Origin of the sequence: uncultured Campylobacter sp., from assembly GCF_963517995.1 — a bacterium.
Classification (GTDB): Bacteria; Campylobacterota; Campylobacteria; order Campylobacterales; family Campylobacteraceae; genus Campylobacter_A.
Genome location: NZ_CAUQHQ010000001.1, coordinates 21,135 through 42,938, shown reverse-complemented (window position 1 = coordinate 42,938; position 21,804 = coordinate 21,135). Strand labels below are relative to the sequence as shown.

General features: G+C 47.5%; 25 protein-coding genes and 1 pseudogene. 15 read left to right on the top strand and 11 right to left on the bottom strand.

Annotation, left to right across the window (positions count from 1 at the left end; genetic code table 11):
- Positions 1-15: 15 nt before the first annotated feature.
- Positions 16-738, bottom strand: a pseudogene (locus tag RYL88_RS00215) (trans-aconitate 2-methyltransferase); the annotation flags it as partial.
- A 48-nt stretch (positions 739-786) separates the two neighbouring features.
- Here RYL88_RS00215 and RYL88_RS00210 point away from each other — a divergent pair.
- Positions 787-1,182, top strand: coding sequence for a thioesterase family protein (locus RYL88_RS00210; RefSeq protein WP_314988458.1), 396 nt, complete (start codon positions 787-789; stop codon positions 1,180-1,182).
- A gap of 178 nt (positions 1,183-1,360) precedes the next feature.
- Here the strand turns inward: RYL88_RS00210 and RYL88_RS00205 are convergent, their stop codons facing one another.
- The gene (locus tag RYL88_RS00205; RefSeq protein ID WP_314988457.1) at positions 1,361-1,735 is read right to left on the bottom strand and encodes a transcriptional repressor; all 375 of its coding nucleotides are present in this window, start codon (positions 1,733-1,735) and stop codon (positions 1,361-1,363) included.
- Positions 1,736-1,847: 112 nt separating this feature from the next.
- Between RYL88_RS00205 and RYL88_RS00200 the strand changes: the two genes are divergently transcribed.
- The 4 genes from RYL88_RS00200 (at position 1,848) to RYL88_RS00185 (ending at position 6,504) form a co-directional block, all read left to right on the top strand.
- Positions 1,848-2,786, top strand: a complete 939-nt coding sequence (locus RYL88_RS00200; protein ID WP_314988456.1) for a metal ABC transporter solute-binding protein, Zn/Mn family — start codon at positions 1,848-1,850, stop codon at positions 2,784-2,786.
- Positions 2,787-4,352, top strand: coding sequence for a DUF1007 family protein (locus RYL88_RS00195; protein WP_314988455.1), 1,566 nt, complete (start codon positions 2,787-2,789; stop codon positions 4,350-4,352). It begins immediately after the preceding gene.
- Entirely contained in the window at positions 4,349-5,104 is a 756-nt protein-coding gene (locus tag RYL88_RS00190) for an ABC transporter ATP-binding protein (protein ID WP_314988454.1), read from the top strand. Before RYL88_RS00195 ends, RYL88_RS00190 begins: the two co-directional genes overlap by 4 nt.
- Positions 5,105-5,652: 548 nt before the next feature.
- Positions 5,653-6,504 carry a metal ABC transporter permease gene (locus RYL88_RS00185; protein ID WP_369011025.1) on the top strand — a complete coding sequence of 284 codons (852 nt, stop codon included), beginning with the start codon at positions 5,653-5,655 and terminating at the stop codon, positions 6,502-6,504.
- 95 nt (positions 6,505-6,599) lie between these two features.
- Here RYL88_RS00185 and RYL88_RS00180 read toward each other — a convergent pair whose 3' ends face one another.
- The 4 genes from RYL88_RS00180 to RYL88_RS00165 all read right to left on the bottom strand — a co-directional run bounded on the left by RYL88_RS00180 (position 6,600) and on the right by RYL88_RS00165 (position 10,050).
- Positions 6,600-7,238 (bottom strand): hypothetical protein, encoded by a 639-nt coding sequence (locus tag RYL88_RS00180; RefSeq protein WP_314988452.1) that lies wholly within the window; start codon positions 7,236-7,238, stop codon positions 6,600-6,602.
- A 39-nt stretch (positions 7,239-7,277) separates the two neighbouring features.
- Entirely contained in the window at positions 7,278-8,171 is an 894-nt protein-coding gene (locus RYL88_RS00175) for a DMT family transporter (protein WP_314988451.1), read from the bottom strand.
- Between the two features lie 226 nt (positions 8,172-8,397).
- The gene (locus tag RYL88_RS00170; protein ID WP_314988450.1) at positions 8,398-9,285 is read right to left on the bottom strand and encodes a DMT family transporter; all 888 of its coding nucleotides are present in this window, start codon (positions 9,283-9,285) and stop codon (positions 8,398-8,400) included.
- Between the two features lie 15 nt (positions 9,286-9,300).
- Complete coding sequence (locus RYL88_RS00165) at positions 9,301-10,050, bottom strand: DUF4197 domain-containing protein (protein ID WP_314988449.1); 750 nt, start codon at positions 10,048-10,050, stop codon at positions 9,301-9,303.
- Positions 10,051-10,191: 141 nt separating this feature from the next.
- On the opposite strand from RYL88_RS00165, the gene RYL88_RS00160 reads away from it, so the two are divergent.
- The 4 genes from RYL88_RS00160 to RYL88_RS00145 all read left to right on the top strand — a co-directional run bounded on the left by RYL88_RS00160 (position 10,192) and on the right by RYL88_RS00145 (position 12,477).
- Positions 10,192-10,314 carry a hypothetical protein gene (locus RYL88_RS00160; RefSeq protein WP_314988448.1) on the top strand — a complete coding sequence of 41 codons (123 nt, stop codon included), beginning with the start codon at positions 10,192-10,194 and terminating at the stop codon, positions 10,312-10,314.
- A 36-nt stretch (positions 10,315-10,350) separates the two neighbouring features.
- Complete coding sequence (locus RYL88_RS00155) at positions 10,351-10,911, top strand: manganese efflux pump MntP family protein (RefSeq protein WP_314988447.1); 561 nt, start codon at positions 10,351-10,353, stop codon at positions 10,909-10,911.
- Positions 10,912-11,033: 122 nt separating this feature from the next.
- Complete coding sequence (locus RYL88_RS00150; protein WP_314988446.1) at positions 11,034-11,954, top strand: hypothetical protein; 921 nt, start codon at positions 11,034-11,036, stop codon at positions 11,952-11,954.
- A 13-nt stretch (positions 11,955-11,967) separates the two neighbouring features.
- Positions 11,968-12,477 (top strand): hypothetical protein, encoded by a 510-nt coding sequence (locus RYL88_RS00145; protein WP_314988445.1) that lies wholly within the window; start codon positions 11,968-11,970, stop codon positions 12,475-12,477.
- 345 nt (positions 12,478-12,822) lie between these two features.
- Here RYL88_RS00145 and bamE read toward each other — a convergent pair whose 3' ends face one another.
- From bamE to RYL88_RS00125, 4 genes are all read right to left on the bottom strand, one after another.
- Positions 12,823-13,152 carry an outer membrane protein assembly factor BamE gene (gene bamE / locus RYL88_RS00140; protein ID WP_314988444.1) on the bottom strand — a complete coding sequence of 110 codons (330 nt, stop codon included), beginning with the start codon at positions 13,150-13,152 and terminating at the stop codon, positions 12,823-12,825.
- A 70-nt stretch (positions 13,153-13,222) separates the two neighbouring features.
- Positions 13,223-13,684: a YccF domain-containing protein gene (locus RYL88_RS00135; RefSeq protein ID WP_314988443.1), complete on the bottom strand. Its 462-nt coding sequence runs from the start codon at positions 13,682-13,684 to the stop codon at positions 13,223-13,225.
- 163 nt (positions 13,685-13,847) lie between these two features.
- Positions 13,848-14,096, bottom strand: coding sequence for a hypothetical protein (locus RYL88_RS00130; protein WP_314988442.1), 249 nt, complete (start codon positions 14,094-14,096; stop codon positions 13,848-13,850).
- A gap of 64 nt (positions 14,097-14,160) precedes the next feature.
- Positions 14,161-14,931 carry an exodeoxyribonuclease III gene (locus RYL88_RS00125; RefSeq protein WP_314988441.1) on the bottom strand — a complete coding sequence of 257 codons (771 nt, stop codon included), beginning with the start codon at positions 14,929-14,931 and terminating at the stop codon, positions 14,161-14,163.
- A 58-nt stretch (positions 14,932-14,989) separates the two neighbouring features.
- Here RYL88_RS00125 and RYL88_RS00120 point away from each other — a divergent pair, with 58 nt between their 5' ends.
- On the top strand, positions 14,990-15,241 hold the full coding sequence (locus RYL88_RS00120) for a replication/maintenance protein RepL (protein ID WP_314988440.1): 252 nt from the start codon (positions 14,990-14,992) through the stop codon (positions 15,239-15,241).
- A gap of 143 nt (positions 15,242-15,384) precedes the next feature.
- Here the strand turns inward: RYL88_RS00120 and RYL88_RS00115 are convergent, their stop codons facing one another.
- On the bottom strand, positions 15,385-15,873 hold the full coding sequence (locus tag RYL88_RS00115; protein ID WP_314988439.1) for a YbaK/prolyl-tRNA synthetase associated domain-containing protein: 489 nt from the start codon (positions 15,871-15,873) through the stop codon (positions 15,385-15,387).
- A gap of 190 nt (positions 15,874-16,063) precedes the next feature.
- Between RYL88_RS00115 and ung the strand changes: the two genes are divergently transcribed.
- From ung to RYL88_RS00090, 5 genes are all read left to right on the top strand, one after another.
- Positions 16,064-16,750, top strand: a complete 687-nt coding sequence (gene ung / locus RYL88_RS00110) for a uracil-DNA glycosylase (protein WP_314988438.1) — start codon at positions 16,064-16,066, stop codon at positions 16,748-16,750.
- 68 nt (positions 16,751-16,818) lie between these two features.
- On the top strand, positions 16,819-17,814 hold the full coding sequence (locus RYL88_RS00105; protein WP_314988437.1) for a pentapeptide repeat-containing protein: 996 nt from the start codon (positions 16,819-16,821) through the stop codon (positions 17,812-17,814).
- Positions 17,815-18,078: 264 nt separating this feature from the next.
- Complete coding sequence (locus RYL88_RS00100; RefSeq protein WP_295140952.1) at positions 18,079-18,339, top strand: heavy-metal-associated domain-containing protein; 261 nt, start codon at positions 18,079-18,081, stop codon at positions 18,337-18,339.
- The gene (locus RYL88_RS00095; protein ID WP_314471640.1) at positions 18,336-18,602 is read left to right on the top strand and encodes a heavy metal-associated domain-containing protein; all 267 of its coding nucleotides are present in this window, start codon (positions 18,336-18,338) and stop codon (positions 18,600-18,602) included. The genes RYL88_RS00100 and RYL88_RS00095 overlap by 4 nt, the downstream gene beginning before the upstream one ends.
- A gap of 327 nt (positions 18,603-18,929) precedes the next feature.
- On the top strand, positions 18,930-21,455 hold the full coding sequence (locus RYL88_RS00090) for a TonB-dependent receptor plug domain-containing protein (protein WP_314988436.1): 2,526 nt from the start codon (positions 18,930-18,932) through the stop codon (positions 21,453-21,455).
- Positions 21,456-21,804 lie beyond the last annotated feature (349 nt).

The following is a 21,804-nucleotide window of genomic DNA, read 5'->3' as shown; positions in this document are numbered from 1 at the left end:
TAAAGCGATTATATCTTAAAAAACCAAAAGCTTCATTGAAGAGATGATTTTTTCCGTCACGAGGCCGTCTTTCGCGATGCTTTCTAGCCGCGATCTGACCGCATTTTCATCGTGCGCGAAATTTGCGATCTGTAAATGCCAAAGCGCGTTTTGCGTCATCTCTTCAAGCGTGCGTTTTTGCTCGCGAGACTCCTCGAGCACGCAGGAGTTAAAGGCGATATTTTCTAGGCGCAAGTACTCTTCAAAGAAATTTGCCTTTTCTTTAAAGCATCGCTTCTCGGATCCTTCGTAAAAAAGCTCCAAAACGCTTGAATTTCGCGGTTTATTCCACCAAAGATAGACCCTTTTTTCGCCCAAATTTATAAATTTACTAAAATCCTCCTCGTCCGCGATCGCAGGGCTCATCGTGCTAAAAGCCACGTCGTAAACGCGGCTTGGATTAAAGTTTTTAAAATCGCTTTGAACGGCGGTTAAATTTGAAATATTAAATTTAGCAGCGTCTTCTAGCATGACTTTTAGCATCTCGCCTGAGATATCCATGCCGGTTATCTCGCGGCAAATTTGCGCTAAATGCAGCGTATGTACGCCCGTGCCGCAGCCGATATCCACGACGCTTTTGCCCTCAAATTTGACGCCAAACTCGGCGATCTTAGCGTAAAGCCCTCTATGAAAAACGCTAGGCTCGCCCATAAATCTCGTATAGCTTGACGCCTTTTTGTCCCACATCTCTTTCATTTTGTTTGCCTTTAAATTTTTGCTACAATTTTAGCGTTTTTAGGAGCGAAAATGAAAATTTTTTATTACGAATTTATCGTGGGCGAGGACGCCATCGACGTGAATCATCACGCAAACAACGCTCATTACGTCATCTGGATGCAAGAAGCCGCTAGCGCCCACTCAAACGCCGTGGGCGACCTTATAGAGACCAATCTCGCGCAAAACCGCACGTGGATGGTGCGCAGGCACGAGATAGACTATCTGGGGCAGCTATTTTTGGGCGATAAGGTGCGCGTGAAAACCTGGACGCAGCCCGAAAAAAGAAGCTGCTCGAAGCGTTTTTACGAGTTTAGCAAGGACGGCGCTATGGTCGCCAGCGCGGTGACGACTTACGTATTTTATGATCTTACGCGCGGTCGTCCGATCGCGATACCGTCGGAGATCGCAAAGCTTTACGATGATTAGTTTTTAAATCGCCCGCGTCAAATTTGATTTTTAAATTTGACGCGGTAACCGCTTTAAATTTAGCAGACTGCGGTTTTATAAATTAGCGGTAAAATTTGCTCGCTAAGTCGTTTTTTAAATTTAATGTCGGTAAGCAAATTTGAGTTCGGAATTTATCGCCAAATTTAAAGCGCAAATTTTAAAAGCAGTCGTCACAAACGCCCTTAACTACGACGCTTTTGACGTGATTTTGTTTTAGGCGCGGCATGTCGATATTAGTCATCTTGTGGCAGACGTCGCAGACAAAATACGCCTTTGCTCCGCTTTCAAGCTCGTAGAAGTTTTTGCGGTTATTTTCGCTTTTTAGCACGATGCCCTTAGCCTCAAAAAGGTCCATGCAGCGGTAAAACGTGGTTTTGTTTGCGCCTATTTGGGCTAAAATTTCATCATAGCTAAGCGGCGCGGCGGCGGCGCGTAAAATGCGTAAAATCTCGAGTCTAAGCGGAGTGATTTTGATATCATTTTTCGTTAAAAGCTCCTCAAAACCGGCTTTTTCTTCCAAATTTTCGCCCATATTTTTCCTCCGCGTTAAGAATTTTAGGGTATTATACCTTGAGAAAAATTAATTTGCAACTAAGTTGCTTTTGATATAATTTCGCCCAAATTTTAACATGGAAAGGATAAAAATGAGAAAAATTTTCGCGTTTTTATGTTTGGGCTTAGTCGCGCTCTACGCCAAAGGGCAAGTTAGCGTCAGTATTTTGCCGCAGGAGTATTTCGTCAAGCAAATCGCGGGCGAGGCCGTCGAGGTAAACGTGATGGTGGGCAAAGGAGCCGATCCGCACACGTACGAACCAAAACCCAAGCAAATGACCGCGCTTGAAAAAAGCGACCTTTATTTTGCTATCGGGATAGAGTTTGAGGAGGCTTGGCTGCCGAAATTTCAAAAATCCTATCCAAATCTCAAAATCGTAAAAACCGACGCGGGCGTGGAAAAGATCAAATTTGAAGGCCATCACGAACACGGCGAACACGATCATCACCACGACGCCAAGCACGAACACGCAAGCCACGATGCAGACCACGAGCATAAACACGAACACGCAGGCCACGATCACCACGATCACGAGCATCACCACGGCGAATTTGACCCGCACATCTGGCTAGATCCCGTTTCCGTAAAAGTCCAAGCTAAAAACATCGCCGACGCGCTAATCGAAAAATATCCTGAGAACAAGGCGCTTTTTGAGGCAAATTTGGCCAAATTTGAAGCTAAGCTTGACGAGCTTGACGGATTTATCAAAAGCACTCTAGCAAACGTCAAAAACCGCGAATTTATCGTATATCACCCGTCTTGGGGCTACTTTGCTAAGCGCTACGATCTAGAGCAAATCGCGATCGAAGTAGAGGGCAAGGAGCCAAAACCCGCCCAGCTAAAAGAGCTCATCGAGGAAGCAAAAGAGCACGGCGTGAAGGTCATTTTCGTCGCTCCGCAGTTTTCTAAAAAAGCTGCTCAAACCGTCGCTAAAGAAAGCGGCGCTAGCGTCGTAGAGATCGATCAGCTGCCGCTTGATTGGGACGCCGAGCTACGCAAAACGGCGCAAATTTTCGCAAAGAGCCTGTAAATGAAATTTGGACGCATACTCGCCATTTTAGCGCTTTTTGCGTCCTTTTTTAGCTTTGCGCACGCCTGTGCGCTCTGCGCGCTTTACACTCCGACCGCGCATGCCGAGATTAAATTTAACCTGCAAGGCGAGATGATCAAAACAGCCGCCGTAACCTGGACGTTTTCTGAAAATTTCACCGCTCTTACGCTGCAAAGCTACGACGAAAACGCCGACAAAGCGCTTAGCAAAAACGAAGCGTGGAAGGTGCAAAAATCCCTACTCGACTACATCGTGCCGCGCGGCTATCTAACTAGCGTGGGCTACTACGACGGCGCGGGCGAGACCGTAAATTTGCATACTAAAACGCTCTCGCAGCGGGTCTATCTGGAGGGCGGCAGGCTAAATTTCGAGTATATTTTAGAGCTAAATTTAGCGGTCAAAGACGGCCGCGTCGTCACGGTCGAGATTTTTGACCGCGAGGGATTTTTTAACTTTAAAATAAGCTCGCCAGACCCCTACGCTCTGACCGATAAAATTTATCTCGTACCAAACGTAAATTTGAGCGCGGCATTTTTTGAAATGACTTCAAAAGCGCCTAAAATAGAACCCGCAAAGCCCGAACTTAGCTCGCTAGTTAAAGTGCAAAATAAGCAGAATTTAGAGCAAATCGACGCTGAGGATAAAGCCAAATTTGACTCGGTTTCAGGAATGAGCCTTCAGTTTTTGGAGCGCCTAAAAGAGCTCATCAAGATAAATAGCGCCGAGTTAAACGCGCTAAATTTCGCCTTGTTAGCCGCAGTTAGCTTCTTTTACGGCTTTTTGCACGCAGCAGGTCCCGGGCATGCTAAGATGCTCACGGCTAGCTATTTCGTCGCAAACGGCGGCAGCTACTCGCGCGCGATGGCTTTTGCGATGAAGGTCGGGTTCGCGCACGTGGCGGGAGCGTTTTTGCTCGTGCTTTTTAGCTACGTTTTTTTAAACGCGTTTTTGACGAACAAGGTTAGCGACATGGCGGGCGCGATGACGAAAATCTCGGCCGTAACGATCGTTTGCGTGAGCCTTTATATGATCTACGCCAAGCTTAAAAAGACGGCTCTAAAGCCTAAATTTAGCTTTGCCGCCGCGCCTGTTTCGGGTGAAAAGGGCGCAAAAGGGGCTAGTAAAGTTTTTGGCTCAAATTTAGCTTTTGCTTCAAATTTGAGCGCAAATTCCGTCAAATTTAGCCCCACCGCTCACGAGAGCGAATGCGGCTGCGCGGCTTGCATGGCTTCTAATGAAGCTCCCAAAACCGCTAGCGAGTGGCTCGTGGTGCTAGCAGGATCGCTCGTGCCGTGTCCTGGCACGCTGCTGGTTTTCGTGCTAGCCTTTAGCCTAAACAGCTACGCGGCGGGGCTTGCTAGCGGCCTATTTATGGGGCTTGGCATGGGCGCAGTGATATTTCTGGCGGCCGTTTGCGGCTTTAAGCTAAAGGGCGTGGCGAGATTTCGCGCGCTGCGGACTTGCTGCGAGTTTGCCGCGCTTTTTGCGATGCTGGGGCTTGGCGTTTTTATGTTTTATATTTCGGGTAAGGTGAGCGTTTTATGAGCGACGTTTCGGTGCGAAATTTGAGCTTCGGTTACGATGAAAACCTCGTGTTTGAGGGCATAAATTTAGAATACGACTGTAAGGATTTTCTAGCCGTTATAGGTCCAAACGGCGGCGGCAAAAGCACGCTTTTAAAGCTGATGTTAGGCCTAAACAAGCCAAGCGGCGGGACGATAGAGGTGTTCGGTCAGGAGCCTGCTAGCGTGAGCAAGGCCGTGGGCTACGTCCCGCAAAATATCCCAATAAATCAAAGCTTCCCGATGCGCGTGCTCGAGGTCGTTTTGATGGGGCGGATAGATAAAAAGCTGTTTGGATTTTACGGCAAAGACGACAAGATAGAGGCCGAGGCGGCGCTGGAGCGCGTCGGGATGGGCGAATTTACGCGGCGCAAGATCGGCGAGCTAAGCGGCGGACAACGCCAGCGCGTCTATATCGCGCGCGCTCTTTGTGCAAAGGCTAAAATTTTGATGCTAGACGAACCCACCGCCAGTATCGACACAAAAGGCCAGGCAGACGTTTATAAGCTGCTAAAGCAGATCAATGCTGAAGGCACGGGCGTCGTGCTCATCAGCCACGACGTAAATTTGACGCTAAATTTCGCCACCAAGGTCGCCTACGTCAATCACGATCTTTTCATGCACGAGATCTCGCACGGCTCGAAGCAGGATTTTATCGAGCATTTGGCCAGAGATCATAGGCATTTTTGCGATGTGGAGGTGGCGTTGAAAGAGTGCGGCTGCGGACATCGTTAGGCTATTTGCGGCTTGTCTTTTTCCTTTATACTTCGTTAGAAATTTCGCCGAAGCTCGGTTACATACTACTTGTATGCGCCCTCGCTCGGCTCATTTCCGCCTCGTCTAAAGAAAAAATACTGCGCCTTGGCTCTTTGCGTTCAAATTTGAGCCGCCAAAACCCGCGCCTCAAAAATGTTAAACTAAAAAACATTTGGCGCGACAGCGCCGGATAAAACTGCGCATAGTGCAGCAACCTCTCACGTGCAGTGGGGTTAGAGAGGGCTTGGGAGAGAAAGGGGCAACGCTTCGTAAGTAGGTCTGCTCGCAGTTACGAGCCGCAGGCGAAGTAAAGCCCCTTCCTCTCCCAAAAAAAAAAAGAAAAAGGGAGCTCTTTTGCTTCAGCTACGCTTCGCAACTGCAATGCAGAGCGCAATTTAAGTCCCCACCCCCTTTACAACAAAGTAAAAAATAACCTCAAACGGTTGTTTTTTACGAAAAGAATCTAACTAAATTTGACTAATTCAAATTTGGCACCTTAAAGGTGCAGGTCTCGGCGAGTAAATTTTATAAAATTTCGGCGAAACGACGTATGCGCCAAAACGAAACAAAAAAGGAATAAAATGCTAGAAGCTCTTAGCTTAAATTTTATGCAAAACGCCCTGCTGGCGGGTATCCTCGTTAGCATCGCTTGCGGAGTGATCGGCACGCTCACGGTCATAAACCGTATGGTTTTCATCGCAGGTGGCATCGCTCACGGCGCATACGGCGGGCTTGGCATCGCGTTTTATTTTTCGCTCGAGCCGCTGCTGGGCGCGAGTCTGTTTTCGCTGTTTTTGGCGCTGCTCATCGCCACGATCACGCTCAAAGATAAAAGCAAGATGGACTCGGTTATCGGCGCGCTGTGGGCGTTTGGCATGGCGTTTGGCATCATCCTCACCGACCTAGCGCCTGGCTACAACGTCGATTTAATGAGCTATCTTTTCGGCTCGATTTTGGCCGTGCCGCAGGGCGATCTTGTTTTTATGGCGGTCGCAAACTGCGTCATACTCGCGTCCGTCGCGCTATTTTACCGCCAGTTTGAGGCGCTTAGCTTTGACGCGGAGTTTGCGCGGCTTCGCGGCGTGCGCACAACGCTGCTATACTACGCGCTAACGTGCATGATGGCGCTAAGCGTCGTGATGACGATACGCGCGGTCGGGCTCATACTGGTTATCGCGCTACTCACGATCCCGCCCTACATCGCGGGCGCGATATCAAGCCGCCTGGGCACGATGATGCTAAACGCCGCGTTCATCTCGGCCGCGTTTTGCGTTAGCGGGCTGTGGCTGAGCTTTGAGGCGAATTTAACCAGCGGCGCGAGCATCATCCTCATCGCTTCGGTTTGTTTTTTTGTATTTACGGCGGTAAAGAGGCGGTAGATTCGGCGTTTTGGGTTAAATTTTAGGTCAAATTTGCGAGGATAATTTATAGTCGTTCACATTTGACACAGGCAAATTGACCCCGAAAAGCCGAATCAGATAAATTCCTTCTCCAAAGGCTGCATCGCATTGCCGTCTGCGTCAAAAAGCACCCGCCCGCAGACCTCGCAAACCTCGTTTCTTGGCGACGGCTCGTCCGCATCCAGCTGCCACGCGGACATCTCGCCGCACTCGCAGTTTATAACGTAAAGGATCTGCCTTTTGCGGCGCTTGCCCCACGGCGCGATATCCCAAAATAGCTCCTCGCGCTTGCCTAGCTTTTTAAAATCTTTCTCGGCGTCCTTGTGCGCGACGAGCAGATAGTAGGCATCACTATGAAGATCCAAAGTAAAGAGCCTAAAATCGCTCTTCTTCAGCGCCTTTTGAAACTCGTTCATCAAAAATAGGCTCGCATCGCCGCACTCGAAACCCTCTTTTTCCGCTTCTTTTTCGAGCCTTGCGTAAATTTTATCGCACTCTAGAGCCACGCCGCTTTGCAACGCATCAAGCCTAGAGCTGATAAACTTGCCCAGCTCTCCCGTCTCGTCTTCGCCGGCCCAGTCAAGCATCCAAACAAGCCCTTTACCGATAAGCGCGTTCAAAAATTCGCCGTCATTCATCTCGCCCGTTTTCCCAAAACCGCCCGTCTCGCCCGCCGTCAAATACTTTAGGACGCAGCACTGATCTTTCGTCATTTTCGCTCCTTTGATTAGATTCGTCAAATTTAGCCGCCCTTACGAGCCGGCTACTCGCGATTTTTTATTTTTATAGTAGCTGCCGACCTCGCTAACGACGATGCCAAAGAGTATGAGTCCGGCTCCTGCTATCTGCACGCCGCTTAGTATCTCGCCGCCGAAAAAATACCCCACGATCCCCGCACTCACGGGCTCAAAGGTAAAGATGAGCGAGGTTTTAACTGGCGTGGTATAGCGCTGCGCTGCCGTCTGCACAAAAAACGCCAAAACCGTCGCGAACACCGACGTCACCGCAACCGCGACGAAAAACGCCTCGTCTAAAACGGGGACGACGCCGCGTGGCTCGAAAATCTGCGCCGCAACGAAACAAAGCGCCGCGACAACTGCAAACTGCGCGCTCACCATCCAGTAAAGCTCGCACCTGCGCACCAAAACGCCCGTAAAAATGATATGTAGCGCAAAGCCAAGCGCGCAAACGACGCTAAGCGCCTCGCCCGCGCCAAAACCAAGCTCGCTGCCCGTTAGCAAATAGAGCCCCGCCGCCGATAAAAACGCACCGATAAAAGCGTAAACGACGACCTTTTGCCCAAAAAACGCAAGCGCGATAAAGGGCGTAAAAACGGCGTTTAGCCCCGTGATAAAGGCGACGGTAGAGCTTGGGGCGTATTTGAGGGCAAAGGTCTGAAGCGTAAAAGCCGCAAACAAAAGCGCGCCTAAAAATGCGCCGAATCTTAACGAATTGCGGTCGATCTTACGCGTAAATTTGAGGCTTATTAGCGACATTAGCGCGGCCGCGATCAAAAATCGCCAAAACAAAAGCGTAAAAACGCCGTTTGTCTTTAGCGTCTGCGCCATCGGCAAAAACGTCACGCCCCAGACCACCGCGATCACGAACAGCGCGAGGTCGGCCTTAAATTCGGTTGATTTTTTCATCTAATTTCTTTAGCTAAATTTAAGGGGCAAATTTAACGCAATTTGACTAAATTCGGGCTTTATCGCGTCAAATTTGAGAGTCGCCGCCACCTTGCTAGCTGGCAAACGACGATAAATTTAAATGGAATAAAATCGCCGAGAGAGTAAATTTAGAGGTGGTTTTATAAATTTAATTTTACGGCGAGGTTTTGCCGTGAGCGAAACGGCAAGCAAAACCCGCCCGAATTTAGGCTAAATTTTCCTTTTTAGCGCGCAGGTAGCTGCCTATCTCGCTAATCAAAACTCCGACCAAGATAAGCGCCGCGCCGCAAAGCCTATACGCGCTGATGTCCTCGTCGCCGATGAAATACCCCATCGCCCCGGCGGTTACGGGCTCTAGAGTGAAAAATATCGCCGTTTTAACGGGTGTCGTAAATTTTTGCATCAAGGCCTGCGCGAAAAACGCAAATGCCGTGCCCAGCACGCCCACGACTAGCATCGCTATGATAAACGCCTTGTCCACGACGGGCGCAATTTTAGCGTCCTCAAAAACCAAAATAGCCGCAAAACAAAGCGCGACTAGGGTTAAAATTTCAAAATAAACCATATTTACGAGGTTGCATTTTTGCACTAGGCGGTTGGTGAGCACGATGTGAAAAGAGTAGGCGCAGGCGCAAACCAGAGCCAAAATTTCGCCCAGGCCAAAGCCCACCTTCGTATCGCCTATCATATAAAGTCCCGCCACCGCAAACGCCACGCCCACATACGCGTAAGAGTAAATTTTATGCCTAAAAAGCCCCGCCGCGATAAAAGGCACCAAAGCCACGTTTAGCCCGATGATAAAGGCTACGGACGAGGTGTCGGCGTACTTAAACGCGAAAGTCTGACTCACAAACCCCGCAAACAAAAACAGACCCAAAATCACGCCGGGTTTTATATCAGGCGCGCTTACGTTTTTTAGCTTTTTGTAAAAAATCGCTCCGGCTATGATCGCTGCTAGCAAAAATCTCCAAAACAAAACGCCAAAAACCCCGTTGGTCGCAAGCGCTAGCGAGGTAGGCAGATAGCCCAGACCAAAGACTATCGCAACAAATATCATGCCTACGTCGGCGCGAAATTCCAAACTATTTTTCACTATTCTCCCTTATTTTTACTTAAAAATTCCCTGCAGGATCTTCGTGCCCTGCTCAACCGCGCCGCCTCTTAGCGAGCTTTCCTTTTCGCTCATCACGTTAAAGAGCCCGTCTAGCGTCTTGCGCGTGATGTAGTCGTTTAGATCCTCGTTTTCTTGCGGGATATATTCGCCCGCACCCATGCTAGTAGCGATGCCTTTTAGCTGTTTTGCGGTGTCGGATTTTGCCAGCGCGCTACCCGTGACGAACGAATTTAGCCCGTTATAGGCGGTTGCGAAGGTATTATCGCTCATCATCTTGCTGATGATCGGCTTAAACACGGCTTGCAGCTTCTGGCTCGAGTTTTGTTGCAAAAACTTCGTAAAACTATCCTTACCGCCTTGTAGCACCTTTTTCACGTCCGCTTCGCTCATATTTTTTATCACGCCCGAAAATACATCCGCAGCTCCAGGCACGGCTGCGCTCGCGGCGTTATTTATCGAGGTTACTAGCTCGTTCGCCCACTTTTCGCCGCCTACTTTTTTAGCCAAATTTGCAGCCGTTTCCAGGCTCTTTGGCAGCGGGATTTTAGCCGCGGCGTTGTTTAGAAATCCCCCGTTTGACAGCTCCTTAACGGCCGCGTTTAGAGCCGAGCTAACCGCGCTTTTGTAGTCGCCCGAGTTTGCTGCGCCAAGTATCTGCGCGCCTTGATTTAGAGTCTCTTGCCAGCCGGCTGCCTGCGCCGAAGCGGCGAGTAAAACCGCGCATAAAATCAAACTTTTCTTCATCGCTTTTTCCTTAAAGTAAAATTCGGCGGTTATGATATTAAATTTCAGCTTTTAAACGGGTAAATTTGAGCCTCGAACAGGCGCATTTACCCGCATTTTTACGGCACGGCGGTTCAAATTTGCAAAATTTAAAGCACAAATTTGAGCTGTGATTTAAGGGCTAAATTTAAGCGAAAATTTATATGGTGCGCTCGTCCGTTTGGCTCCAAATTTCAGACGTCAAATTTAGCCGCAAATTTGAGCAAGATTATCCGCAAGAAGTAAATTTTAAGCTAAAATTAGCCTTTTTGAAAGGACGAAATGGAGCTTTTACTTCTCTCTATCGCGCTTGCCATGGACGCGGCGGCGCTTAGCATCGCAAACGGCGCAAAATACCGCAATCTCGCGCTATCAAAGATTTTATTTATCGCGTTTGTTTTTGGATTTTTTCAGGCTGCGATGCCGCTTGCGGGCTATTTTTTGGGTGCTGCTTTTGCGAGATTTATCGCGCAGATCGATCATTTCATCGCGTTTGCGATTTTGGGCTTTTTGGGCGTAAAAATGATCCGCGAAGCCTGTAGAAACGAGCCCGCGCAGGCCGTAAGCCTTGATACGAAGATGCTGCTCTCAGGCGGACTTGCCACCAGCATCGACGCGCTAGCTGTGGGCGTGACGCTGAGCTTTACGGCTGCGGATATCTGGTTTAGCGCCGCCGTGATCGGCATAGTTTGCTTCGCGCTTAGCGTCGCGGCGTTTTACGTCGGTAAATTCGCCGGAGAGTTTTTGGAGCAAAAGGCGCTGATTTTAGGCGGCGCGATCCTCATCGCGCTTGGATTTAAAATTTTAATCACGCACCTTTTAGATCACGGGTTTTTGAGCTAAAGGCTAAATTTAGAATTTAGCAGGCTAGTTTGGCTTTACCGCAAGCGAAAATGCGCTAAAATCGTTAAGCCGGCGTAAATTTAAACGCGGACGGCAAATGCAGAAACATTTTAAGGAATTTTATGAGCGAAAAATTTAAAATCATAGATGCTTGCGTGCAAGGCGATGTGCGCTATCCTTACGCCCCAAAGCCGTCGCAGGGCAGAGATGCTACGGTAGTGATCTACCCGCCTAGCAGACTAGCCGAGGGCATAGCCTTTGCCAAAGAACACGACGTGCGCGTTGTTAGGATAGCAGGCAACCCTAGCGTTGTTTCCTCGCTTGATCTTAGCGCGTTTGAAATCTTTCCCGAGATAGAGATTTTAGAGATTTGGAAGGATTTTAAAATCGGCGAAGTAAAGGGCGCGGAGGCGCTTTACGACACTGAGATGCGAGCTTTGCGATTTTTCGAAAATGCCGAATTCGGGCTTGATTTCTCGCGGTTTAAAAATTTGGAAGCGCTTAAGGCGACGCAAAACAAAAAGATGAAATTTAACCGCCTGCCGCCTACTTTGCGCTGTGCTGATATTTCAAAACTCACGCACGAAAATTTAGCCATTTTCCGCGATACGCCAAAGCTTGAGCGGCTAGAGATTATCTTTTCTAAAATCATGAGTTTAGAGGGCATAGAGGGTTGCAAGGAGCTAGATACTTTGTTTATATTTTCCGCGCCTAGGCTTACTAACATAAGCGAGATAAATGCTCTAAAAAAGCTAAAGTGGCTTTATATCGAGCGATGCAGGCTGCTTAATAGCGCGGCGATAGAAGGCGTGCGGCTAGAGTCGCTAGAGCGTTTTGATGCGCGCTTTAACGCGGAAAATTTAAAATTTTTAGCAAATTTTCCGAATTTGCGAGAATTCTTTTTTAAATACGTAGCAGACGGCGATCTAACGCCCATACTGGAGAGCAAAATCAGCGGCTGCGGTTTTGAAAGCAGGGGGCATTATTCGCATACTTGGAGTAAGCTCCACGACCTACTAAAGGCAAAATACGACAAAAAATGAAGCAAGATAACGCATGCAGACTAAAACCGGCGCAAACGAAATGAAAATTTTAGGCGACGTCATCGCTCCAAACGTCGGAGTCGTGGGTATATATTTGGGCGAAAACGTTAATGATATCTTTAGCAAATTAGACAAACTAGGCTACGAAATAAGCGATATACGCGACGACTGCATAAAAATAAAAGAATCGTTTTTGGATATTTATTTCAACCCTATAAATTTTGAAATTTCCCTTATCTCGTGCGGCGTAAATTTTAACGGATATTATAAAACGTCAAAAGGGCGCATTTGGGCGGGGATGAGCGTAGCAGATATCTTGCAAAATACGACCGAGCAGGTCGCTTGGGGCGGATTCGTCGCGGTCGATAGGATTTGGGGTATCGGGTTTCCTTTACCGGAAGAATTCGACGATTTTTCCGAATTAACCGATTTTTTAGATTATGATTTCGTTTTTAAAGAGTTATGGGTATATAAAGACGCAAACGCGAATAATTTAAAGGCCAATAAGCGGCGCAAGCGATAGAAATAAAAATTCGGCAAAATCGCAAATGAGGCGTTTTATCTAGTAAGAACAATCGGATGGAAAATAAAATAAGAGGTCGTTTATCCGGATTTAGCAAATCCGAAACAAGGCTTGTCGGCGGCGGCTTATACGGACTCGCATAGAGATATCCTTTTAACTAGAAATTATTGCTATTTAAATACGTTAATAGTTAATAAAGATTTAAAAGATGAAATCTTAATTCTTTTTCGTAATCCTTTTTTGTACTCGCTAGGCGAATGGAAAAAGCTATCGTAATTAGCGCGGCCCGCTAAAGCAAGATCAGCCGAAACGAGTGTAAAGCATAGCCGATTTTCGGCTATTAAATCACTTACCGGTAAGCGGATTTTTGCTATTTCCGCCGGTTTTGTATTTTTTGACGACGACGCCTTTTTTGTCAAATTCAAAAACGGTTTTCTCGTCTTTGTTCCCCAGATATCCGACCTTGGAAAACTCATAATACCAAATTTCGCCGTCCCCGAGCTTTTGTTTATTTTGCGGGTAACCGATTATTCGCTCTACGTCGCTTTGCGTGCTTTTGTTTACTACTATTTGCTCCATCGTCGCCTGCGAGATATCCGTGCCTTTTTCCATAGAAAGATAGCTACAACCGCTAAGAGCAAGTAAAACCGCCGCCGATAAAATCGCTTTTTTCATTTTTTTATCCTTTTTAAATTTTGTATATTTTAAGGGGCATTGCCGCCCGCCTTAATTTTGAGCCCTAAATTTACCTAGTCATCTCGTCTACTTTTTGGCTCGCGGCGCGGCGTTTTAGTTCGTCCGAGACGGTTTTGCTAACGCATCTTTTGCCGACGGGATTAAATACCGTGCCAAGAGACTTGGCTAGCACGTAGGCGTTTGGTAGACCCACTACCGTGATAGCCTGAGCAAATGCAGAAAGCGCGACGCCAAGAGCTAGCCAAATGCCCGCGCAAAGGACGTAGACTATCATCACGATGCCGCTGTAAGCTTTCCATGCCGAATTTTTATCGGCATCCAGCTGAAATTTAGCCTCGCTTACCATTTCCATGGAAAACGGAGCGAGTAAAAATTTGCCGTACTGCATCAGCCCAAGGCCTATGGGCGCGGTAATGACTAAAAGTGTAAGAACGACTCCTAATGCGTAAAAAACGAGGGCGACCAACCAGCCAAATAGCACCCACCAAACGATGTTAAACAATAAACGCATTTATCTCCTTTAAATTTAAGCGTAAAAAGGCGGTAAAACCGCAACTAAAACTCAAGTATATAGAATTATAATTATATATATATCGGAGCTTAAATTTAGCAGTTGTTTAAGGTTTGTAAAGATTTATAAAAGATAGAAGCGAGAATTTCGGTAAATTTGAAATTTACCCTCTACTGCCGTAAAGCACCGCACAAGCGCCAAGCAGGCAAATCGTGCCGCCGATTAAGTCCCATTTGGTAAAGGCTTGCTTTTCTACAAAATGCAGCCAAAGTAGCGACGAGACGATATAGATGCCGCCGTAAACGGCGTAAGCACGCCCGGCGAAGTCTAAATTTACTCGCGTCAAAATATAAGCAAATGCCGCGAGCGACGCTCCGCCGAGCCCCAAAAACAGCGTGCTTTTGTAATACACGCCCAAAAGCTAAAGCAGCCCAAAATCTCAAAAAACGCCGCCGCAAAATAAAGCAAGATTTCTTTTAACAAAGTCCGTCCAGATCGATCTCTATGCCGACGGGGCAGTGATCAGAGCCCGTGACTTCGCTTAGGATAAAGGCGTCTTTTAGGCGGTCTTTGAGGTTTGCCGAAATGAAAAAATAATCGATCCTCCAGCCGACGTTTTTGGCGCGGGCGTTAAAGCGGTAGCTCCACCACGAATACGCGTCCGCCTCGTCGCCGCGCACGTGCCGAAAGGTGTCGATAAAGCCGCGCGAGACGACCTCGTCCAGCCATGCGCGCTCGATAGGCAAAAAGCCCGAGGTTTTGGCGTTTGCTTTGGGGTTTTTGAGGTCGATTTCGCGGTGCGCGGTGTTTACGTCGCCGCAAAATATCACGTCTTTGCCCTGCTTTACGAGCTCCTCTATATACGCCAAAAATTTAGCGTAAAAGTCCATCTTGTAGGCTAGGCGCGCCTCGTCTTTTTGGCCGTTTGGAAAGTAGATGTTAAAAAGCGCGACGTTGCCGAATCTATGCTCCAAAACCCGTCCCTCGTCGTCATCAAAAAACGCCGCTTTTTGCGTAGCGGAGCTAAATTTAGCCAGACTCATCACGCCGGAATACCCCGCGCGAGTCGCCGAATTTACGCTGATTTCGTTAAATCCGAGCTTATAAATCTCGGCGGGCACGTCGCTCTCGCGCACCTTGATCTCCTGAAGGCCCAAAAAATCGGGCTTTTGCTCCTCTAGCCAAGCAAAGCCGTCTTTAGCGGCGACGGCGCGCAGTCCGTTTACGTTCCAGCTGATTAGTTTCAAATTTTGTCCTTTATAAAAAACGGCTATAATAGCGAAAAATTTAGAAATTCGGACTTTGATGGACGGGCTAGCAAGGGAAATTTTTGCTCAAATTTTGGGCGAGAAAAAGACGGAAATCATTTTATTTTTAGCGCAAAATGCCGACGAAAACGGCTTTATCTGCATTAAAATTTCGCAAATCTGCGAGCAAACGAGCGCTAGCAAACCAACCGTCATAGAGACGATAAAACTGCTAGAAAGCCGTAAAATTTTTGAGCGCGTAAAAAACGGGATTTACCGCTTTAAAAATCTAAAAGAGCTGCAAAAATAAGCAAATTTTGCCTTTTTGCGCGGCTGTGTCTACTTCGGGCAAATTCGGCGTGCACTAGCAAATTTGCCTAATTTAAATTTAATTGCGCAAAATTTATTCAACCTAACTCACCGAAATTCGGATCAAATTTAATCATACGGATTTTACTGCTCGACCGCAAATTTAACCGACCTTGGCTGGGCGATGCGTTCGTAGTCCTTTGCGTTTAAAATGATAGAGTGATCTAGCAAGCCTGCGTTAAAGGCAAGCTCGTCGTAGCGCGTAAATAAGCTAGGATCGGCGATCAGCTCTAGCTCCTCGCAAAAGCTAAAGGGCGGAACGCTGCCGGGTACGCAGTCCGTTAGCTTCGCGACCTCGTCGGGGCTTGCTAGGCTTGCTCTTGATCCGCCAAGCGCCTGCACGATGAGCTGCAAATCGGCCTTGTAATCAGCAGGCAGCACCGCCAAAACGTATCGTTTGGCGCCGCCGCCTTTTATGGCGCAAACGAGCGCCTTAGCCCCCTGTCCTAGCTGCGTGCCGCGCGCTGCGGCGACCTGGGCCGAGGTTTTGACGCTCTCGTGAGATACCGCGCGAAAGTTTGCGTTTTGCGCGCTTAGCAGCTCTTTTAGTTTCTCGAAAATTTGCTCTGACATCGCTATTCCTTTGGTTTAAATTTTAGTTTAGATTATACAGCAAATTTTAAAATATCCGCCTTGCAGCTCCCGATTATTTTAAAGATTTAGCAAACCAAATGCGTCTAAATTTAAATATTTTTGGCTATCATTTTGTAAATTTGCCTTAAAATGAATGCAAAGAAGAAGAGCAAATTTACAAAGGAAAAATATGCAAATAGATAAAATCCAAATCGAAGCGGGCTGGAAAGAGGCGCTAAAAGAGGAGTTTTTAAGCGAAAATTTCGCCCGCGTGAAGGAAAATTTCCTGCGAGCAAAGGCTGCGGGCGAGGTCTATCCGCCAAACGCGCTGATATTTAACGCTTTTAATCTAACGCCCTTTAACACCGTCAAAGTCGTAATCCTAGGCCAAGACCCGTATCACGGCGCGGGGCAGGCGATGGGGCTAAGCTTCTCCGTGCCGCGCGGCGTCAAAATCCCGCCCAGCTTGCAAAATATCTACAAAGAAATTTACTACGATTTGGGTATCGCGGAGCCAAATTCGGGCGATCTGAGCTACTGGGCGAAGCAGGGCGTGCTGCTGCTAAACGCGACGCTAAGCGTTAGCGCGGGACGGGCAAATTCGCACTCAAATTTTGGCTGGCAGGAGTTCACGGACGCTGCGATCGGGAGGCTTAGCGAGCGCGCCCAAAACGTCGTTTTCATGCTCTGGGGTAATCCCGCTAAGGCCAAAATCCCTCTCATCGACGCATCGCGCCACCTCGTGCTAACGGCGGCGCATCCAAGTCCGCTAGCGCGCGGCGCGTTTTTTGGCTGCAGGCACTTTTCAAAGGCGAATTTATATCTCGCCGAACACGGCAAAGCGCCGATAGACTGGGATCTAAACAATGCCGTTTAGAGCCGAGCTAGCCGAGCAAATTTTACTTTAAATCTACGCAAATAGACAAATTTAACAAAGGAGTAAAAATGGCGATTTCGATCAAACTCAAAAAACGTTGGGATGCTTATCCCGCTTTGCAAGACGTGCTTGCGGCGACTAAAAACCTTAGCGTATCGCCTTTTGGGCTTACGGAAGAGGGCTTGCAGGATTTTCGCGGGATTAAGCTCATAGGTGAAAGAGCGCAAGTTCCTTTGCGAAATGGCTATATGTGGGAAAATATATCCAAACCCCTCCATACCTCCTTGTCCTATGCCGATTTTACGGGCTCGGTGTGGCAGTATTTTGCCATTGAAGAAACAGCCGATTTTACCCCTGTGATTGACCACGTTATTTTTGACGAAAGCGTATTTGAACTGAGCGTCTACGCTATTTGCGGAAATGGCGCTACCTTTTTGTCGTGCAGTTTTGCCGGTTGCAAATACAAATGGGGGGATTTTATAGGGGCTACATTAAAAGACTGTCGTTTTACCCAAATCAAAAAGAATGTCCGCTTAAAATTTAATCGCTGTAAATCGTTAGAAAACTGCCTATTTAGCGGAGAAATCTACAAGGCGCTTTTTTGGTATTCCAATCTGAAAGATTGCACCTTTGAGGGGACGCTATATGACTGCTCTTTTTACGGAGCGGAAAAGGCGGGAGACCTGCGTAAGGGAGAGATTATCCCGCCTGAAAACGTAGATAACAGAATGGACGGCTTGGATTTTTCTAAGGCGGATATCATTATGTGTAACTTTTGGTCATTTTGTTATTTGGATAAAGTGAAACCCTCAAAAAACAATTGCGTATTTAAGGTAACCGATGAATTTTATAGCTGTTTGCTTTCCGTTATCGAAAATAGCGATAGCCCTTTAAAAGAGGAGTTGATAAAAGAGGCAAAATCAGATTATGCTCCACATCCTACAACCCCCTATGAAGTAATACACCCCAAAGATTTTTTATATCCGGAAAAAGCAGAACTTGCCCAGGCGCTCTACGATCTCGTCTGCGAGGCGGCGGAGGCTACGGGATGCAGGGTGAAGTAGCAGAGCCCCGAGACTAAGCGACTATCAAATAAACGAATAAATCTTAAACCGCCAAAATAGCAAAAAGCAAACGGCGCGGGAGGGCTAAAATTTAGAACTAAAATAAACGTTGTCTCACGCGGCGATTTTAAATTTACCGTCAAATTTTGCCTTAAATATAATAGAAACGTAAGTTACATTACATTTAAAATAAATCAAAATAATAAATATATAAGAAATATACTGATACAATTTCATATCAAATATTATTTTCAAGGAGCGACGATGAGGAAAATTTTACTTTTAGCGGCGATTTGCGGCAGCGTTTTTGCAGAGCAAACCTACGAACTAAATGTACCTAACATGAACTGCGGCGGCTGCGCCAAGAAAATCGAAGATGCCGCAAAAAGCGTCAAAGGCGTAAAAAGAGTGAGTTTTGATCTAAAAAGCAAGGACGTAAATATCACCGCAGATAGCGGCGCAAACGTGATGGACGTCGTGCGCGCCATCCAAGCTAAAAAATACAAAGTCGGTATCAAAGAATGAAAAAGCTAGCTCTAGTTTTCGCGCTTAGCGCGGCGGCGTTTGCGGACAAGACGCTAGTTTACGAGATACCCAATATGTCCTGCGTGAGCTGCTACGAGGTCATCGTGCAGACTCTTGGCGAGCTAAAAGGCGTAAAAAATTTTGAGGTAAATTTAGAAGCCAAAACCGCTCAAATCATAGCTGAAGACGATTTGCCCCAAAACGCCGTCGTCGATGCGCTCAAAAAACAGGGCTATCAAGCGGTTTTAAAGTCTGAAAAATAACTCCCGCGCGGGGTAAATTTAGCTCTTAGCGCGGTTTTTGGATTTTTAGCAACCCTGCTTGGCGTAGCTTTTTTAAGCGGCGACTAAATTTAGGCGGCGTTTTTTGTTTAAATTTGCGGTTTAAAGCGCATTTAAAAACAAAGCTTAATCGCTGCGAAGATGAACCGCAAATAGCCGCCTTTTTACAAATTTTGCGGCGTAAATTTAGCCGAATTTAGCGACTTTTTAAAGCTAAAACGTAAGGCGAGTAAAATTTATCGCCGCCTAAAATACGCGGTTTTGACGCAAACGCCCAAAGCCGACGAATAAATTTAACTAAGGATAATTATGAAAAAAACGGCTAGTCTTTTCGTGGCGGTTGCGGCGTTAAATTTGCCGCTTTCGCATTCGGTAGCGAGTCGCGACGCTAATCAAGACTCTTTAAATTTAACCGCATTAAAGGCGTTAAATTTAAGTACGCTAAACGCTGCGGAGGTCATGCTAGATAAAGTCGAGGTCAGCGCCGACGCCAACGCTACGAAAGAACCCGGAAAACTAACGCGCGCGGATATGGATCTGATAACGTCGAAAAATCACGGCATAACCGATCTTTTAAAGGGCAATCCAAACGTCGCCTTTAGCGCGAAAAACGCCAAAAGCGTGCGCGCGGGCGATCTAGCTCCGCAAGATATCAGCATAAACGGCGCGAGCTACTATCAAAATAACTTTACCCTAGACGGCGCAAGCATAAATAACGACCTAGACCCTAAAAAAAGCACGTGGAATAACCATAACAGCATCTGGAGCGACAGCACGATAGGCTCGCAAGCTATGAGCGTAGATGCGGATCTGCTAGGTAGCGTCGAGGTGCTAGATAGCGCGGTCTCGGCTAGGTACGGCGGCTTTCAAGGAGGCGCAGTAAACGCTAAAACCAGAGACCCCAAAAGCGGCTTTCACGGCGTGCTTAGCTACTCTTATACGGGCGGGGATTGGAGTAAAATTTATAAAGACGCCTCCGCCGCGCAAAGATACGACGACGGCGATCTAGCCGATATGAGCGACTTTAAAAAGCGCAGATATAGAGTCGGCGCCGAGGGGTATTTGACGCAGAATTTCGGCCTTTTGCTAGACTACTCGAGGCACCGATCCGTCATAAAAAACCACTACAACAAAAAACAGATAAATCAAAATTTATACTCGTTTCCGGACGACAGGCAGACTAATGATAATCTTTTCGTAAAAGGCGTTTGGGGCGTGAGCGATAAATTTACGCTAAAGCCGAGCTTTTTGTATTCTAGGCTAGATAACTACACCTCCGCCAAGCGGTACCTAGACTCCCAGCTCACGCTAAAATACGGCGGTTACGTCGCGACTCTCGAGGCGCAGGCCGATCTTGAGGGGGTATTTTTAGAGCAAACGCTTAGCTACTCCGCCTCGCAAAACAGCCGCGACTATGAGCATGATACCGAGTACTACGGCTACAAACCCTCAAACGTCAAAAACTGGGGAACCAATCCTAGCCCGAATTTCGGCTCGGGCATAGGGGGTCTAAACGATTTTGAGCAACGCCAAAACAAGCTAGCGTATAAATTCGACGCAAGCGTGAAGGAATTTGAGGCTCTGGGCGCATCGCATCTGGTGAAATCGGGTTTTGAGATAGCTAGACAAAGCGGCAGCTACGAGATACCGCGCACCCGCGTATCCTACGGCACGCCAAAGCCTTTGATGAGCGGAACGTGCATCGCCGGCGATAAAACATGCGTCATAGACGATAGCTTCGCCTCCCAGGGCGCGGTCGGTCAATATCTATCGAAAAAAACCTACTACTACGCCGTAAAAACCAAGGCTACGCAAACCAATCTCGCCCTTTATCTCGAAGACGAGATGAGGTTTGGCGCGTTTAAATTTCGTCCCGGGCTTCGCATTGAGCGAAACGGCGATAACAACGACGTAAATTTAGCCCCGAGGTTGCTAGCCGAGTATGAATTCGCGGATAAAAACTTCATAGGCCTTGGACTAAACCGCTACTACGGACGAAATTTTTTCGCGTATAAGATGTATAACGGCGTGTACAGGATGTATGAGACTTGCGAGAGAAGCTCTTACGGCGGGGCGTATACGTGCGGCGGACTGGCTAATAACCGCCGCCCTATCAGGGAGCTAAAGACGCCTTACGACGACGAATTTAGCGCGTATTATCGCGGCGACGTCGGCAATGCGAGGCTAAATCTAAAATACGTAAGACGCCAAGGCCGCGACGAAGTAGCGATGAAATACGTAAGAGAGCCGCTATCAGGCTACGGAAACGGATATTCTATATTTACCAACGAAGGGCAAAGTAAGCGCGACATCGTAACCTTAAGCGCGTCAAACATCGCTCCGATCGAAATTTGGGGCGTGAAAAACGATTTTGAAGGCTCGCTAAGCTTTATGAAGCAAAGCAGGAGTTTTGAGGATTACGAAGACGACGAGATGAACGACGACGTCTCGTATAACGGTAAAATCATCAAAAAAAGCGAACTACCCGTCGTCGATTACCATGTGCCTTTTACCGCTAAATTTCGCCACTCGGCTAAATTTAGTGGCTTTAGCGTTTCAAATTTCATAAACTATACGAGCAAAACGGACGCGCTGCTAGGCGGCTGGAATAGGACGCGCGGGATGTACGTCTACGAGCGCCAAAAGCTACCGTCTTACGCGACTTGGGATATGCGTATAGGTTACGAAAGGCGGCTGGCAGGCGATTTTCGAGCGTTTGTAAATCTTGATATAAATAATCTTTTAAACAAAAAATTTATCGCCTCAAACGAGGGCAACTACTACGAGTACGGCCTTGGCCGCAACTTTTGGCTGGAAGCGGGTATGAAGTGGTGATTTGCCGGGATTTATCCCGCAATTTATCGCGCAAGACGCGGTAAAAGCGCTTTTGCGGCAATTTAAAAGGCTAAAGCATTTTGGTTTAGTTTTTATACGCGCCCTAAATTTGCGTCTTTTAGCTAGTTTTGGATTTTGCCTTACGGCGCAAAATCGCAAATTTGCCGTTTGCGCGCGGCGTAAATCCGAGCTTTTGCCCTCTTGGCTTGCTAGCGGGCGTAAATTTGCCTACTTGCGGCCGGCAAAATCGGCAAAATAGCTAAATTTCGCGTAGGGCGCGAGCGGCAATTTCCTCGCCTAAACGCAAAACGCGCGAGATGGATTGACGACTCGGCAATTTTGCCGTTTA

Bases quoted from the DNA above. Each gene is read 5' to 3' on its own strand.
- RYL88_RS00190 (WP_314988454.1), top strand. From the start codon at position 4,349: ATGAGCGACGTTTCGGTGCGAAATTTGAGCTTCGGTTACGATGAAAAC.
- RYL88_RS00155 (WP_314988447.1), top strand. From the start codon at position 10,351: ATGGAGCTTTTACTTCTCTCTATCGCGCTTGCCATGGACGCGGCGGCG.
- RYL88_RS00180 (WP_314988452.1), bottom strand. From the start codon at position 7,238: ATGACGAAAGATCAGTGCTGCGTCCTAAAGTATTTGACGGCGGGCGAG.
- RYL88_RS00195 (WP_314988455.1), top strand. From the start codon at position 2,787: ATGAAATTTGGACGCATACTCGCCATTTTAGCGCTTTTTGCGTCCTTT.
- RYL88_RS00105 (WP_314988437.1), top strand. From the start codon at position 16,819: ATGGCGATTTCGATCAAACTCAAAAAACGTTGGGATGCTTATCCCGCT.
- RYL88_RS00200 (WP_314988456.1), top strand. From the start codon at position 1,848: ATGAGAAAAATTTTCGCGTTTTTATGTTTGGGCTTAGTCGCGCTCTAC.
- RYL88_RS00090 (WP_314988436.1), top strand. From the start codon at position 18,930: ATGAAAAAAACGGCTAGTCTTTTCGTGGCGGTTGCGGCGTTAAATTTG.
- RYL88_RS00145 (WP_314988445.1), top strand. From the start codon at position 11,968: ATGCAGACTAAAACCGGCGCAAACGAAATGAAAATTTTAGGCGACGTC.
- bamE (WP_314988444.1), bottom strand. From the start codon at position 13,152: ATGAAAAAAGCGATTTTATCGGCGGCGGTTTTACTTGCTCTTAGCGGT.
- RYL88_RS00150 (WP_314988446.1), top strand. From the start codon at position 11,034: ATGAGCGAAAAATTTAAAATCATAGATGCTTGCGTGCAAGGCGATGTG.
- RYL88_RS00115 (WP_314988439.1), bottom strand. From the start codon at position 15,873: ATGTCAGAGCAAATTTTCGAGAAACTAAAAGAGCTGCTAAGCGCGCAA.
- RYL88_RS00205 (WP_314988457.1), bottom strand. From the start codon at position 1,735: ATGGGCGAAAATTTGGAAGAAAAAGCCGGTTTTGAGGAGCTTTTAACG.
- RYL88_RS00095 (WP_314471640.1), top strand. From the start codon at position 18,336: ATGAAAAAGCTAGCTCTAGTTTTCGCGCTTAGCGCGGCGGCGTTTGCG.
- RYL88_RS00100 (WP_295140952.1), top strand. From the start codon at position 18,079: ATGAGGAAAATTTTACTTTTAGCGGCGATTTGCGGCAGCGTTTTTGCA.
- RYL88_RS00210 (WP_314988458.1), top strand. From the start codon at position 787: ATGAAAATTTTTTATTACGAATTTATCGTGGGCGAGGACGCCATCGAC.
- RYL88_RS00175 (WP_314988451.1), bottom strand. From the start codon at position 8,171: ATGAAAAAATCAACCGAATTTAAGGCCGACCTCGCGCTGTTCGTGATC.
- RYL88_RS00165 (WP_314988449.1), bottom strand. From the start codon at position 10,050: ATGAAGAAAAGTTTGATTTTATGCGCGGTTTTACTCGCCGCTTCGGCG.
- RYL88_RS00120 (WP_314988440.1), top strand. From the start codon at position 14,990: ATGGACGGGCTAGCAAGGGAAATTTTTGCTCAAATTTTGGGCGAGAAA.
- RYL88_RS00135 (WP_314988443.1), bottom strand. From the start codon at position 13,684: ATGCGTTTATTGTTTAACATCGTTTGGTGGGTGCTATTTGGCTGGTTG.
- ung (WP_314988438.1), top strand. From the start codon at position 16,064: ATGCAAATAGATAAAATCCAAATCGAAGCGGGCTGGAAAGAGGCGCTA.